Origin of the sequence: Aeromonas sp. QDB54, assembly GCF_027707385.1 — a bacterium.
In the GTDB taxonomy this organism is placed as follows: domain Bacteria; phylum Pseudomonadota; class Gammaproteobacteria; order Enterobacterales; family Aeromonadaceae; genus Aeromonas; species Aeromonas hydrophila.
The window spans coordinates 168784-183253 of the sequence record NZ_JAPCIT010000001.1; the positions used below are offsets into that span (position 1 = coordinate 168784).

10 protein-coding genes are annotated in these 14470 nt (G+C 65.9%); 5 read left to right on the top strand and 5 right to left on the bottom strand.

The window, feature by feature from the left end; translation table 11 throughout:
* Nucleotides 1–98 precede the first annotated feature (98 nt).
* From btsR to PG881_RS00810, 4 genes are all read right to left on the bottom strand, one after another.
* Entirely contained in the window at nt 99–836 is a 738-nt protein-coding gene (gene btsR, locus PG881_RS00795; protein ID WP_045528292.1) for a two-component system response regulator BtsR, read from the bottom strand.
* Entirely contained in the window at nt 830–2524 is a 1695-nt protein-coding gene (locus tag PG881_RS00800) for a sensor histidine kinase (RefSeq protein WP_270797768.1), read from the bottom strand. The genes btsR and PG881_RS00800 overlap by 7 nt, the downstream gene beginning before the upstream one ends.
* Before the next feature lie 211 nt (nt 2525–2735).
* A complete protein-coding gene (locus PG881_RS00805) occupies nt 2736–3347 on the bottom strand; it encodes a response regulator transcription factor (protein ID WP_270797770.1) in 612 nt (203 codons plus the stop codon).
* 1 nt (nt 3348) lies between these two features.
* Nucleotides 3349–5292 (bottom strand): sensor histidine kinase, encoded by a 1944-nt coding sequence (locus tag PG881_RS00810; protein ID WP_270797772.1) that lies wholly within the window; start codon nt 5290–5292, stop codon nt 3349–3351.
* 259 nt (nt 5293–5551) lie between these two features.
* On the opposite strand from PG881_RS00810, the gene dsrO reads away from it, so the two are divergent.
* Genes dsrO through PG881_RS00825 form a run of 3 tightly spaced genes read left to right on the top strand, consistent with a single transcriptional unit; the run spans nt 5552 to nt 10543 of the window.
* Nucleotides 5552–6340, top strand: a complete 789-nt coding sequence (gene dsrO, locus PG881_RS00815; RefSeq protein ID WP_270797773.1) for a sulfate reduction electron transfer complex DsrMKJOP subunit DsrO — start codon at nt 5552–5554, stop codon at nt 6338–6340.
* Nucleotides 6330–7436, top strand: coding sequence for an NrfD/PsrC family molybdoenzyme membrane anchor subunit (gene nrfD / locus PG881_RS00820; protein ID WP_270797774.1), 1107 nt, complete (start codon nt 6330–6332; stop codon nt 7434–7436). Before dsrO ends, nrfD begins: the two co-directional genes overlap by 11 nt.
* Nucleotides 7436–10543 (top strand): tetrathionate reductase subunit A, encoded by a 3108-nt coding sequence (locus tag PG881_RS00825; protein WP_270797775.1) that lies wholly within the window; start codon nt 7436–7438, stop codon nt 10541–10543. The genes nrfD and PG881_RS00825 overlap by 1 nt, the downstream gene beginning before the upstream one ends.
* 56 nt (nt 10544–10599) lie before the next feature.
* On the opposite strand, the gene PG881_RS00830 is transcribed toward PG881_RS00825, so the two are convergent.
* Nucleotides 10600–11961 (bottom strand): endonuclease/exonuclease/phosphatase family protein, encoded by a 1362-nt coding sequence (locus PG881_RS00830; RefSeq protein ID WP_042064966.1) that lies wholly within the window; start codon nt 11959–11961, stop codon nt 10600–10602.
* 140 nt (nt 11962–12101) lie between these two features.
* Between PG881_RS00830 and PG881_RS00835 the strand changes: the two genes are divergently transcribed.
* Nucleotides 12102–12938: a patatin-like phospholipase family protein gene (locus tag PG881_RS00835; protein WP_270797777.1), complete on the top strand. Its 837-nt coding sequence runs from the start codon at nt 12102–12104 to the stop codon at nt 12936–12938.
* 556 nt (nt 12939–13494) lie between these two features.
* Nucleotides 13495–14469, top strand: coding sequence for an isocyanide synthase family protein (locus PG881_RS00840; RefSeq protein WP_270797778.1), 975 nt, complete (start codon nt 13495–13497; stop codon nt 14467–14469).
* The last annotated feature ends 1 nt before the right edge of the window (nt 14470 follow it).

Below are 14470 nucleotides of genomic sequence, written 5' to 3' on the forward strand. Positions count from 1 at the left end.
GAAAAGCGGCACCGAGCGGTTTGAGGGATGAGCCGGCGGGCGCGGCAAGCGGGTGAGTGGTAACGGGCAGAGCAAGAGCGGGGTGAGTGGCCCGCTCCTCAGGGGATCTCCAGCAGCTCCTTGAGGGGCTTGAGGTAGCGGCGGCTCACCGGCACCTTGTGGCCGCCCTGGGTCACCACCTCCGCCAGGCCGCCGTCCAGCAGCAGGATCTCGCGGATCTGGCCGGGGTTGAGCAGGTACTGGCGGTGACAGCGCACGAAGCCGGTCTTCTCCTCCAGGGTGCGCAGGGTCAGCTCTGTGGTGCCCTGCTGCTGGGCGCTCACCACCTTGTTGCCGGCCAGATCGCTGTGGACGAACTCCACCTCGCCAAGGGGCAGCAGCAGAATGCGGTTGTGGCCGCTGCAGGGGATGCTGCGCAGGGGCTGGGCGATGCGGGTCGGGTCCGGCAGCGGCTGACCCGCCAGCTCACCTTTTGGCGAGAGCAGCCGCTGGATGCGCTCCAGCGCCTTGTTCATCCGCTCTGCCGTGACCGGCTTGAGCAGGTAGTCGAGGGCGTTCTCCTCGAACGCACGCAGGGCAAACTCGTCGTAGGCGGTGATGAAGACGATGTGGGGGCGCAAGTCCGGGTCCAGCATGCTCACCAGCTCCAGCCCGTTGATACGCGGCATCTGGATGTCGAGAAACAGCAGGTCGGGCTTGAGGCGGTGGATGGCGGGCAGCGCCTCCATGGCGTGGGCACACTCTCCCAGCAGGCGGATGTTGCCCGCCTGCTCCAGCAGCAGCCGCAGCTCCTCGCGGGCGAGGGGTTCATCGTCGACGATAAGGGCGGTCAGCATGGGCTCTCCTGCAGGGGAAGGGTGATCCTCACCCGGGTGGATTGATGGGGCTCGCAGTGAATGGTGACCCCGTACTCGGCGCCGTAACGGGCCTTGATGCGCCGGTCCACTATGTTCATGCCAAGGCCGCTCTCCTCCCGGTTGGCCTGATAGAGGCCGGCGTTGTCACAGACCTCCAGCACCAGCTGCTCGCCCTCCTGCCGCGCCGTCAGGGTCAGTCGGCCGGGCTCGAACATCTGGGAGATGCCGTGCTTGATGGCGTTCTCGACGAGGGGCTGCAGGGAGAAGGTGGGCAGCCGGTACTCCAGCAGCGGCTCGGGGATGTCGATCTGCACGCTCAGGTGCTCGGCGAAGCGGGCCTGCTCGATGTGCAGGTAGGCGTTCACGTGCTCCAGTTCGTCGGCCAGGGTCACCTCGTCCCCTTGCCGCTTGAGGTTCTTGCGAAAGAAGGTGGAGAGGTGGTGCACCAGGGTGCGGGCATCCTCGGGGTCGCGCCGGATCACCGCCGCCAGGGTGTTGAGGGCGTTGAACAGGAAGTGCGGGTTGATCTGCGCCTGCAACAGCTTGATCTCCGACTGGGCCAGCAGTCGCTTCTGCTCGTTGTACTTGCTGGCCAGGATCTGGCCGGAGAGCAGCCGGGCGATCCCTTCCCCCAGGGTGCGGTTGATGGAGGAGAAGAACTTGCGCTTGGGCTCGTAGAGCTTGATGGTGCCCACCACGGAGCCCTCTTCCCCTCGCAGCGGAATGACCAGCGAGGAGCCGAGCCGGCACTGGGGATGTAGGTTGCAGCTGTAGGGGATCAGGTTGCCGTCGGCATAGACCACCTCGTTGTGCTGGATCGCCTTGAAAGTGTGGGCCGAATTGATGGCGGTGCCCGGCAGGTGGTGATCCTCGCCGATGCCGATAAAGGCGAGCAGCTTCTCCCGATCCGTGATGGCCACCGCGCCCACCCCGGTCTCCTCGTAGAGAATGCGCACCATCTGCTGGCACGCCTGCTGGGTGAAGCCCTTGTCCAGCACCCGCATCGCCCGCTCGGCGATCTTGAGGGCGCGGGCGGAGAAGGCGACCGAGTACTTCTCCAGCATGGCGCGGTGATCAAGGATCATCCGCATGAACATGGCGGCCCCTAGCGTATTGGCCACCAGCATGGGGGCGATGATGTTCTCGATGAGGTGGACGGCGTCGTCAAACGGGCGGGCCACCAGCAAGATGATCCCCATCTGCATCAGCTCGGCGATGAGGGCCACAGATCCCACTACCCAGGGGCTGAACAGCAGGTCGAGCCGGTGGCGGGCGACGAAGTGGCGGTGCACCAGGCCGCCGAGCAGCCCCTCGGCGATGGTGGAGAAGGTGCAGGCGAGCGCGGTGAAGCCCCCCAGCGAATAGCGATGGATGCCGCCGGTCAGCCCCACCAGCAGCCCCACCACAGGGCCGCCGACGATGCCGCCCAGCACGGCGCCGATGGCGCGGGTGTTGGCGATGGAGTCCTCGACTCTGAGGCCAAAGTAGGTGCCCATCACGCAGAAGCCGGAGAAGATGAGGTAGCAGAGGATCTTGTGGGGCCAGCTCAGGGTCACCTGAGTCAGCGGCATGAACAGCGGCGTCTTGGAGAGCAGCCAGGCGATCACCAGATAGACGCAGAGCTGCTGGAAGAGAGATATCACGAGCGCGAATTGTTCGAAAGCCACGGCACACTATCTCGAAAGGGGATGCTCATCCAATGGACGCGGAGTATTAGCAAACCCCGATTTGCGCTGCAAGCCGCGGGCGCCGGAATAGCGCGCCTGCGCACAGATTTGCCGGCACCCTGAGCCAAAGGCATCCCCTGTTCGGCCGATGGGGGATGGGCATACGCCCGGCAAGTGGGTCACTCTCCCTGGCCTGGATTAGTGGCCCGGCTCAGGGGGCTGAATGGACGTTTGCATAGAGCAGCATCAGCTCGGCCAGGGAGTCAACCTCGAGGCGTTTCATCAGGCTGGCGCGGCACACCTCGACGGTGCGCACCGAGATGCAGAGATCCTGCGCAATCTGCTGATTTTTGTGGCCCCGGGCGATGAGCTGCAGCAGCTGGTGCTCGCGCGGGGTGAGCCGCTGATAGGCGGCCAGCTGGGCGAAACGGGTGGCCGCACTCAGGGTCGCCTGCTCGGCCCGGCCGATGGCTGCGAGCAGGGGGGCCAGCTGTACCGGCTTTTGCAAGAAATCCACCGCCCCCTGCTTGAGGGACTCCACCGCCAGCGGCACCTCGCCGTGGCCGGTGAGAAACAGGATGGCGATGGGGCTCTGGGCCGCCTTCAGCCGCTGCTGCACCTCGGGGCCCGACAGCCCCGGCATGCGGCAGTCGAGGATGAGGCAGGCGGGCTGGTGCAGGTCGACCTCGGCCAGAAAGCGCTCGCCATCGGCAAAGCTGAACAGCTGCCGCTCGTCGCAGCTCTCCAGCATGAAGCGCAGAGAGTCGAGCACGGCCTCGTCATCGTCGACCAGATAGAGCGGGGGGCGGGAGGGGGACGTCATCTCAGTTCCTCGGAGTTGGCGGGTGGGTGGGGGTGGCTGAGGCGGGATCCTCGGGGGGCGGCACGGGCAGAATGACCCGGGCCAGGCAGCCGTAGGGGCTCAGGTTCTCCAGGCTGAACTGGCCGCGATGGCTCTCGACCACCTCCCGGCAGATGGCCAGCCCCAGCCCCATGCCATCGGGCTTGTCGCTGTAAAACGCCTGCTGCAGTTCGGTGGCGGGGACCCTCAGGCCGGCGCCGTTGTCGCGGATCTCCAGCAGTAGCCTCTGCGCCTCGAAGGCGATCAACAGCTCGACCCGGGCAGGCGCCTGTGCCGCTGCTTGCGTAGGGGGGTGAGCAGGAGAGTGAACAGCGGCGCGCGCCTTCTTCGCTGCACTCTCGGCGCCATTCTTGATGAGGTTGACCAGCAACTGCTCCATCCCGGTGCCATCCAGAGGCAGCCGGCGCGGCTGGCCCCGCCAGTGCAGGGTGAAGGCGACGTCGAGGGGCGCCAGCATCTGTTCCAGCAGGGGGCGCAGCTCCGCCACCAGGGTGGGCAGATCGCAAGGCTCGACGCGGGGAGGGCGCTGTTGCAGCCTGGCCCTGAGCCGGTTGACGGTCTGGGTGATGCGCTGGACCTGCAGCCCTATCTGCTCCAGGGCCTGACGCAGGGAGGCCTGGGCGGCAGCCTGGGCCGGATCCTGTGCCAATCTGTCCAGTCGCAACAAGGCCCCCTGGCTGTAGTTGGCGATGGCGCTGAGGGGCTGATTGATCTCGTGGGCCACGTTGGCGCCCAGCTCGCCCAGTTCGGCGAGCCGTCTGGCCTGTGCCAGCTGGCGTCCCTTCTGCTCGAGCTGGTGGCGGGCTTTGAGCAGCCGGCGCTGGCTGCGATTGAACAGGTATTGCAGCAGCAGGTGGTGGCCCCCCAGCAGCAGTACCAGCGCCAGGGCGCCCCAGCCCCACTGTTGATGCTGGCGCAGCCAGTGCCAGGCCGTTTGCCACCAGGGGCCCTGCAGCGGGTGGCGATCCAGCGCCTTGAGCAGGCGGTCGATGGCGAGCTCGCTGGTGGGCACGGTCCAGCCCGCCGAATCGGCGGCGATGGCCGCCTCGCTATCAGCGGGCAGGTCGTACAGCGCACGGGTCACCGCCAGCGCCAGCGCGGGGGAGGCCCGCTCTGTCTTGGCGAAGGACCAGTTGGGATAGAGCCGGGTCGAGCTTTGGCAGCCAAAGCCGGCCGGCGCCTGATCGTCCAGCACCCGATATGCCCCCTTGGCGACCTTGCCTTCCCGCTCCATGCGCTCGAGCTGGCACACCGGCACGATGGCGGCTGCCACCTTCCCTGCGGCCAGCCGCTCGATGAGCCGGTCCAGCGGAAAGCCGGTGAACTGCACGGTGGAGAAGAAGTGCTCCAGCCTGACCCCCTGTTCGCCCGCCTCGAAACGATAGGCGAGGTAGCCGCCGAAGGCGTTCTCCGAAACGGCGGCGACCGCTTGCCCCTCGAGGTCACGCCAGTGTCGGTAGGGGGTCTGGGCGGGCACCACCAGCGCCGCACCGATGGCGAGGTTGTCTCCCCCGGCCGGGTTCTTGAGGGTGGCGAGCCAGGCCAGCGGGTACTGGCGCGCCAGACTCACCGACTGGCCCGGGTTGGTGATGACGAAATCGAGGTGCTCGCGGGCGACGGCCTCGGCCAGTTCATCGAGCCCCAGCGGATGCAGCACGAAGCGATGGGCGGGCACGCGCTGTGCCAGCCAGCGCAGCAGCGGTTGCCACTGGGCTCTGGCCAGTGCCGGGCCGCGGGTCGCCAGCACGCCGATGCGTATCGGCTCGGCCAAGGTCTGCACCGGCGTGGCCTGGGATGGTGCGGGTTGCTGCCGGGCCGGCGCTGGTGAAGAGGGGGTCGGGGCGGCTTGCACCCGCAGCGGCAGGGCTGACAGCGTGAGCCAGAGCAGCAGGCTGAGCAGGGGCAAGGGAACTGGAGCGTGCAGGGGGCTCTCCTCTCGGTGCAAAGGGGGCAGTCTATCACCGGGACGTGCGCTTGCACGCGAACGGGGCCGGGAGGGGTGGCAAACGCCGCCCCGGTCACAGTTCAGCAGGGCTGGGGCATTTTTTATTGCGCTGGATCAACCCGGCTCCCGGTATGTGGAAAACCACAATAGAGGCGACTTCCTGCGTTGAGGACAATCGGCCCAACCCCTTTCAAGCCAGCTCAGCAGAAGGAAAGACGCCATGGAGCCCAGCAAGCGCCGATTGTTATCCGGGATCGCCGCCCTCACCGCAGGGGCGGCCCTGATCCCCGTCACCCAGGTTCAGGCGCAGTCCGTTCCCGCTCCCCGCAACGGGCGGGCGGCCATCAGCCGGAGGGACGGGCGTAAGCGTTACGGCATGCTGATCGACCTGCGCCGCTGCGTCGGCTGTCAGGCCTGCACCGTGGCCTGCACCATCGAAAATCAGCCTCCCCTCGGCCAGTTTCGCACCACGGTGAGCCAGTACGAGGTGAGCGACGTGGCCGCCCTCGCGGCTCCCGCCTCTCTCTTGATGCTGCCGAGGCTGTGCAACCACTGCGCCGAGCCCGCCTGCCTCGATGTCTGCCCCACCGGCGCCACCTTCCAGCGCGATGACGGCATCGTCGTGGTCAACAACGACTGGTGCGTCGGCTGCGGTTACTGCGTGCAGGCCTGCCCCTACGATGCCCGCTTCATCAACCACGAGACCAACACCGCCGACAAGTGCACCTTCTGCGCCCATCGGCTGGAGGCGGGGCTCTTGCCCGCCTGCGTGGAGAGCTGTGTCGGCGAGGCGCGCATCATAGGCGATTTGAACGACCCCAAGAGCCGGATAAGCCGCTTGCTGCGCGAACACGAGCCGGCGCTCAAGGTGCTCAAGCCGGAGGCCAATACCCAGCCGCGGGTCTTTTATCTCGGCATGGACGAGGCCTTCGTCAGCAAGGTCGACGGCAACCCGGCCCTGCGCACCCTGCTCACCGACGATGGCAAGGAGATAGCCCATGGTCATTAACGAACTGCTGGCCCCGGCTCAGCCCATCACCTGGCTGCCCTGGGCGGTGCAATATTTCTTCCTCATCGGCCTCGCCTACGGGGCCCTCTGGCTCGGCGCGTTTGAGCTGTGGCGCAAGGCGCCGGATCCGCGGCTGCAGACCCTGGCGGCGGTGCTGATGGTGGCGGCCGGTCTGGTGGCCCCCATCGCCCTGACCGCGGATCTGCACCAGCCGGCCCGGGCCTGGCACTTCTACGCCCAGACGCGCGTTGGTTCCGTCATGTGGTATGGCGCCTATCTGCTGCCGCTGTTCAGCCTGCTCTCCATGCTGCTCGGCTGGCTGCTGCTAAGACCAGCCCTGGCCCGGCGCGGCGCAGAAGGGGACAAGATAGCTCGCCTTGCCCGGCTGCTCTGTCTGGGAAGCTGGTCGGGGCACGTCTGGCTGCGGCCCCTCTCCCTGCTGGCGGCCCTGAGCGGGCTCAGCATCGCCCTCTACACCGGGCTCGAGACCATGGCGGTGGCGGCGCGCCCGCTCTGGCATACCCCCTGGTTGCCCTGGTTGCTGACCCTGAGCGCCGTGCTGGGGGCCCAGAGTGCCCTGCTGCTGCTCAACCGCTTGCTGGCGGGCTGGCGTGCCCAGACCGAGTCGACCCTGCTGCGCCAGAGCGGCTGGACGTTAGGCCTGCTGGCGCTCTCCCTGCTGGGCTGGGCCCTGTTTGGCGGCGCCTCGGCGGCAGAGGCTGCAGCCCTCTATCGGCTCGACCCGAGCTGGCGGCTGGCGGCCCACTGGCTGTTGTTGACCCTGGGGCTGGCCAGCCTGCTGATGCTGCTGCGGCCCAGGATCTCTGCCCGCCTGTCACTCTGGGGGTTGGCGCTGCTGGGGCTGCACCTGGTGTGGGGCCTGCGCTGGCTGCTGCTGATCCAGGGGCAGCTCGCGCCCAAGTACGGGGCCGGCGTCTATCTCTATGAAATTGCCTGGGGCCCGGCCGGTGTGCTCGGCATTCTCGGCACCTTCGGTCTGCTGCTGGCCCTGCTGGTGGCCCTCTCGGAGCTGGTGCGCCCCTCTGTTTCCCCCGCCATCAAGGCATCCACTCCTTTTGCACGCGAGGCACTCTGATGGATCACAGCAAACGCAAGTTTCTCAAGGGCGCCGCCATCGCCGGTGGCACCGGGCTGTTCGTCGCCGGTTACAGCGACACCCTCAAGCAGGTGGCGAGCGGCCTCGCCACCGGCAGCTCGGGCCAGCCGACCCGGGATCCCATCCATGGCAACTCGCTGGCCGTGGAGTACCGGGTCGACGAGCGGGGGGCGTTGCACCCCAACCCGGCCCAGCGGGTTGCCAACACCATGTGCCTCGGCTGCTGGACCCTGTGCGGAGTGCGGGCCCGCATCGACAACGAACGCGACCAGATAGTGCGGATCCTGGGCAACCCCTATCATCCCCTCTCCGCCCGCCATCACATCGACTTCAAGACCCCGGTCAAGCAGGCGCTGCTCGCAACCAGTGGCTACCAGGAAGGGGGGCTGGACGGGCGCTCCACCGCCTGCGCCCGGGGCAACGCCATGCTCGAGCAGCTCGACAGCCCGCAGCGGGTCACCCGTTGTCTCAAGCGGGTGGGGCCCCGTGGCAGCGGTCGCTGGCAGAGCATCCCCTTCGAGCAGCTGGTGGCCGAGGTGGTGGAGGGGGGCGATCTGTTTGGCGAGGGCCAGGTCGATGGGCTGCGGGCCATTCGCAACCTCGCCGAGCCGCTCGACCCGGCCAACCCGGAGTACGGCCCCAGGGCCAACCAGCTGCTGGTGAGCAACGCCTCGGACGAGGGGCGGGATCACTTCATCAAGCGCTTCACCTTCAACAGCTTCGGCACCCGCAACTTCGCCAACCACGGCGCTTATTGCGGCCTGTCATTCCGGGTCGGGGCCGGCGCCCTGCTGGACGATCTGGAGAAGAACGCCCACCTCAAGCCGGACTGGGACGAGAGCGACTTCCTGCTGTTCATGGGCACCTCGCCCCAGCAATCGGGCAATCCCTTCAAGCGCCAGTCCCGTCAGCTGGCGGCAAACCGGGCGCGGCCGGGCAAGCCGTTCTCCTACGTGGTAGTGGCCCCCAGCCTGCCCAACACGGTGAACATGCCGTCCGCCCCCGCCAACCGCTGGCTGCCCATCCGCCCTGCCACCGACTCGGCGCTGGCCATGGCCATGCTGCGCTGGATCATCGACAACCAACGCTACGCCGAGTCTTTCCTGACGGCACCCCATGCCGCTGCCGCCGAGCGGGCCGGCTATCGCGGTTTTTGCAACGCCAGCCACCTGGTGCTCTGCGATGAGGGGCATCCGCGCTTCGGCCAGATGCTGCGGGCCAGCGATCTTGGCTTGCCCTTTGAGGGGGAAGCCTATGGGGAGGGGGACGCCATGCTGGTAGAGGAGGCGAGCAGCGGCGAGCCGAGACCCGCCGGCCAGTGTGAGCGAGCCAACCTCTGGGTGGATCGTCCCATTCAGGGCCCCAAGGGGGAGTTCGCGGTCAAGAGCAGCTTCCAGCTGCTGGCCGAGGCGTGCCGGGAGCACTCTCTCGCGCAATACAGTGCCGAGTGCGCCGTGCCGGTGGCCGACATCGAGGCGCTGGCGCGGGAGTTCACCAGCCACGGCACTCGGGCGGCGGTGGTCTCCCATGGCGGCACCATGAGCGCCAACGGCTTCTACTCGGCCTGGGCCATCATGATGCTCAACCTCATGATTGGGAACCTCAATGCCCGGGGCGGCGCCGTGGCGAGCGGCGGCAAGTTCGATCCCTTCGGGGCGGGGCCGCGCTACGATCTGGCGAGCTTCCCGGGCATGGTCAAGCCCACCGGAGTCTTCCTGTCGCGATCCAAGTTCCCCTACGAGAAGACCTCCGAATATCGGCGCAAGCGCGAGGCAGGCCAAAACCCCTATCCGGCGCAAGAGCCCTGGTTCCCGATCTCGGGCCCCTTGCTCGGCGAACACCTGACCGCTGCGGTGAACGGTTACCCCTACCGGCTCAAGGCCTGGATCAATCACATGGGCAACCCCCTCTACGGCCAGGCCGGGCTCGCCAAGGCCATAGGCGAAGAGCTCAAGGATCCTGCCGTGCTGCCGCTCATTGTCAGCATCGACAGCTTCATCAACGAGTCGTCGGCGCTGTCGGACTACCTAGTGCCGGACACCCTGACCTACGAATCCTGGGGCTGGGCCACCGCCTGGCACGGGGTGCTGACCAAGGTCTCCACCGGCCGCTGGCCCATCGTGGAGCCCCGTGTCGCCAAGACCGCCGAGGGAGATCCCGTCTGCATGGAGTCCTTCTTTATCGCGGTGGCTAAACGGCTGGGGTTGCCGGGCTTTGGCGAGGGGGCGCTCAAAGGGGCGGACGGCAAGCTGCACGGCTTGAACCGGGCGGCGGACTTCTCCCTCTACGGGGCTGCGAACGTGGCCTACCTGGGTCAGCCGGTGCCCGCCATAGGTCTCGAGGATCTCGCCTGGTCCGGAGTAGAACGCATCCTACCAGTGCTGAACGCCACCCTGAGTGCGGAGGAGGCGGGCCGCGCCGCCTATCTCTTCGCCCGCGGTGGGCGCTTCGAGCCGGCGGCCCAGGGGCGCGATGACGCGGGTCAACCGAGCAAGCGCTGGCCCAAGCCGCTGATGGTGTGGAACCCCGAGGTGGGCAGCCGCCGTCACAGCCAGAGCGGGCAATACTTGAGCGGTACCCCGCGCTTCTTCCGCCCCCAGCTGGCGGACGGCACGCCGCTCAATGAGGCGTTCAAGCCGGCCCAGTGGCCGCTGCTGCTCACCAGCTACAAGTCCCACACCATGAGCTCCATGAGCATCGGCTCGGATCGTCTGCGCCAGGTGAACCCCAGCAACCGGGTGCGGCTCAATGCGCAGACGGCGGCGCAGCTGGGGATCGAGAGCGGGGACCGGGTACGGGTCAGCACCCCGGATGGCAGCGTGATCGGGGTGGCCGAGTGCGTGGCCGGGGTGCAGGCCGATGCCATCGCCATCGAGCACGGCTTCGGCCACAAGGAGCTGGGGGCGCGGGAGCACTGGATAGACGGCCAGAAAGTGGTTGCCAACCCGCTGCGCGGAGCCGGGGTCAACCTCAACGATCTGGCGGTATTGGATCCCAGCCGCCATGGCCGCTACCCCCTGGTGGACTGGGCCATCGGCTCGTCGGCCCGCCAGGGGCTGCCGGCCCGGGTGGAGAAGCTGGTATGACGATCCAATGAAAACGGGGCCTGTGGGCCCCGTTGCTTATCTGCTCTGCGTCACTGTCACAGTTTGAAGTCGACCCATACCAGGCGGTGATCCGAGCTGACTCCCTTGGCGATGCCGAGCTTGGCGTCATACACCAGATGGTAGCCCGGCTCGAAGCTGGCCGGCCAGAACACGCCGGAGGCGACCGCGTTCAGGTTGGCGGAGGGCAGCACGTGGTCGAGCTGCAGACCGCTGCTGCTGGTGATGCGCTCCGGGGTGGGGCGGTTGTTGTTGCGCTTGCACTGATCCGGCTGGCTGGCGAGGCACTCGGGGCCGCCCTGGCTGACCGGGATCAGGGCGCCGTTGGTGACGGCCTGATTGACCAGTACATGGTTGTGCAAGTCCTGAATGGCGGTGAGATCCCCATCGCCAATCTGGGGATCGGCGTTGAGATCGCCGGCGATGACGAACTTGGCGCCCGCGGGCAGGCCACCGGCCTTGCCGGCGTCATCCACCATGTAGCTGGCGGTCTCCACGTAATCCTGCCAGAAGGCGACTTCGGCCCGGTTGTGCTTGACGTTGTGGCGCGCCGCGTTGCCGAAGATGGGCGGAGTCGGGTGGGAGATGAGGAAGTGGACCACCTCCTCCTTGTTGCCGCGCTTGATGCGCACCGGCACGTCGGCGTGGTTCTTGGACGAGAGCGGGAAGGCCTGCCAGGCGGCGTCGTCATACCAGGCATCGCCGCACTGGCGGCCGGCCGGGATCGGCGCCTTGGCATTGTTGCAGTCGTCGATGACGGGGTTCACTTCGCCGGGCATGTCCTTCCACTTGAATTTCTGGAAGGTGCGGATCTGCTTGGTATCGATGGGGTACTGGGACATCACGGCGAAGGCGTACTGGCCGTGGTAGTTGCCAAAGCCCCAGGCGTCATCCGGCCCGTTGTTGACCTTGCCGTCCAGGTTGAGGTCATGGCCGCTCATCAGACCGGTGTTGGTGGCGAAGTTCTGCAGCACCGGGTAGCTGATGGCCTTCACCTCGTCGTGCTGGGCATGGGCCAGGTAGTTGTCGTTGAAGGCTTTCAGATCGGCGGTGTTCTCACCTTTGCCATCGTTGTCGAATTCGTTGAGCAGGAACACGTCCGGCCGGGTACGCTGGATGATTTCGGCGATGTTGCGGATCTGCTGCACGTCGAGGGCCTTGGTCTTCTCGGCGCCGCTCAAGGTGCCGTCGGCGAGGCGGGCCAGCAAGGCATCCTGCTCGGTGCGACTGAGGGCCAGTTCACCGGCGAGCATGCCGGCGGCGGTGCGATCGAAGGAGAGGTTAAAGGTAGCGAAGCGAACCATGGGGGTCGGGGTCTCGGAGTCATTTTGGCTGTTACAGCCTGCCATCAATCCGAGGGAAATGGCAGCGGCCAGTAGGGATTTGCTGATATTTTTCATTGTAATATTCCGTAGCATCAATAAGTTATACCTTGCTCATGGGGAGCAAAGGCGTGCCCATTATAGGGATCCCGGCCGGCAGTCGGGCTCTGAATGGGCCAAAGTGTGAGACCATTCACAGAGCAAAACGGGGAGGCGAGATGAGTCGGCGACAGACGGCCCTGGTGGTCGAGGGGGGCGCCATGCGCGGCATTTTCGCCGCCGGGGTGCTGGATGCGTTTCTGGCCAAGGGCCGCACGGCGTTTGATCACTGCATCGGGGTATCGGCCGGGGCGGTCAATCTGGCGGCCTTTCTGGCCGGTCAGCAGGGGCGCAACCACAACGTCATCACCGACTACTCCTGCCGCCCCGAGTTCATCAACCTGGCCAAGTTCTTGCGCGGCGGCCACTGGCTCGATCTCGACTGGCTGTGGGCGATCACCATCCGCGAGTGCCGACTCGATCTGGCGCGCTTTGCCGCCAACCCGGTGCCGCTGACCGTGGTGACCACCCGGGTAGCGGATGGTCAGGCCGCCTACCTCAAGGCCAACGCCGCCGAGCTGGAGCAGCAGATCAAGGCCTCCTGCTCGGTGCCGTTGGTCTACCGGGACTTCGTGCGCATCGACGGGGAGGCCATGACGGATGGCGGGGTGGCCGACTCCATTCCGGTGCGCCACGCCTATGAGCAGGGGGCGCGCGACATCACAGTGGTGCTCTCCCGCCCGCTGGGCTATCGCAAGCGGGTGCCGCGCCTGCCCGTCCTGCATCGCTACCTGCTGCGCGAGACGCCGGCCCTGGCTCGTGCCAGCCTGTCGCGTCATCAAAGCTACAACGATGCCATCGACTTCATCCGCCAGCCTCCGGCCGATTGCCGCATCCGGGTCATAGTGCCGCCGGCGGGTTTTCGGGTCGGTCGCATGACCACCGACCGGGGGCGGCTGGAGCAGGGTTATCAGATGGGCTGGCAGGCGGCCCTCGACTACCTAGGGAGCGCTTAGGCGCTTTTTGTACGCCATTGCGGCCCTGTTAGGATCCCGCCCCATGAAAGCGCATGGCGATGGCGCAGCAGAGATGCGACGCGTCATTTCGCCCACTCATTCCCCCTCTTGCGCGGCGGTGGCTGCACTCTGTTTGTCTGCTTAATATGTAGCTGGATAATTATTTGCGATATTTACAGCGAAATGGTCAGGATTGCCGCCATGACAAAATATCACTATTAAGTTGTGCTAAATAATCCACGAGTCAATTTGTGACTGAATAATAAAGCGGTTGGGGAACTTTTCTGATTGGTGATATTTGACACGCATCAATTTAAATAAAATCTGTTTTTATTCATATGTATAGTTCAACTTAGCTTATGCGAAATAGATTATTCGCTGCGGGTTGAATCTGTTTACATCAATGGCGAATTGATAGCCTGACTTCATCTCGGCTACTGTCCCCTCTCGATTCGTTTGGGTAGCAAACGGATACAAAAATAATAACGACAGAGACTGGACGCATTGATAAAGAGTCATCTTTATTGATTTTAATCCTGCCAAAGGAGCCGGAATAATGAGTGGTTTATCTTCCCGTCATATTGCCAAAAATATATTTGCCGAGCTGTTGCCTTATCGCCGCCGCTTCCCCGATCCCATTCTGGATCGGCAGCAGGAGGAAGCAGAGGTGGCCGCCATCCAGATCCCCCGTCTGCAGGCCTTCATCGAGCGGGGCGAGACCATCACCTGCGTGCTGCCCGCCTTCCCAACCAAGTCGCCCAATCCGAACAAGGTGCTGGGCACCCTGCCGGACATGGCGGAGCGGCTCTCCCTCAGCTTTCTCAACCACCTCTGCCAGCGCATTCAGCTGCACTATGCGCCCGGCATGCGGATCCTCATCTGCTCGGACGGCCACGTGTTCGGTGACCTCATCCGGGTGGCGGACCCGGCCATCGACGCCTATCAGGCCCACATCGAGCAACTGATCCTGGAGCTGGGGGCGACCCACCTCGGGGTCTTCCACCTGGGCATGGTGGCGGGCATGGCCGAGTTTTGCGCCAGCCGCGACTTCGACACCCTGCGCGAACAGCTGGTGGAGCGTTATGCCGAGCCGCTGGCACAGATCACGGAAGAGGTGAGAAGCACCGAGGAGGGCATTCGCCTCTATCGCGCCATGACCCGCTTCCTCTATGAAGACAGCCAACTGCCGGACACTCCGCTCTCCAACACGGCGCTGCAGCGGGATGCCAAGGCGCGCACCCATGCGGTGATCCAGCGCAGCCGTGCCTGGGGCAACCTGCTGGCGGAGCGCTTCCCCGAGGCGATCCGTCTCTCCATCCACCCCCAGGCGAGCCACAGCCTGAAGATGGGCATCCACATGCTGCCGACCCGGGATGACTGGCTCACCCCCTGGCACGGGGTGGCGGCCAACCTGGATGGCCAGTTCGTGCTGATGAAGCGGCGCGACGTGCTGGCGATGGAGCATGAGCTGGTCCATATCCACGGCCGTCCGAGCCACTACCTGATCAACGGCAAGCAGGCCGCCGCCTGAG

Excerpts from the sequence above, each read along its gene's own strand:
- PG881_RS00835 (WP_270797777.1), top strand. The coding sequence starts at position 12,102 with ATGAGTCGGCGACAGACGGCCCTGGTGGTCGAGGGGGGCGCCATGCGC.
- nrfD (WP_270797774.1), top strand. The coding sequence starts at position 6,330 with ATGGTCATTAACGAACTGCTGGCCCCGGCTCAGCCCATCACCTGGCTG.
- PG881_RS00840 (WP_270797778.1), top strand. The coding sequence starts at position 13,495 with ATGAGTGGTTTATCTTCCCGTCATATTGCCAAAAATATATTTGCCGAG.
- PG881_RS00805 (WP_270797770.1), bottom strand. The coding sequence starts at position 3,347 with ATGACGTCCCCCTCCCGCCCCCCGCTCTATCTGGTCGACGATGACGAG.
- PG881_RS00825 (WP_270797775.1), top strand. The coding sequence starts at position 7,436 with ATGGATCACAGCAAACGCAAGTTTCTCAAGGGCGCCGCCATCGCCGGT.
- btsR (WP_045528292.1), bottom strand. The coding sequence starts at position 836 with ATGCTGACCGCCCTTATCGTCGACGATGAACCCCTCGCCCGCGAGGAG.
- PG881_RS00830 (WP_042064966.1), bottom strand. The coding sequence starts at position 11,961 with ATGAAAAATATCAGCAAATCCCTACTGGCCGCTGCCATTTCCCTCGGA.
- dsrO (WP_270797773.1), top strand. The coding sequence starts at position 5,552 with ATGGAGCCCAGCAAGCGCCGATTGTTATCCGGGATCGCCGCCCTCACC.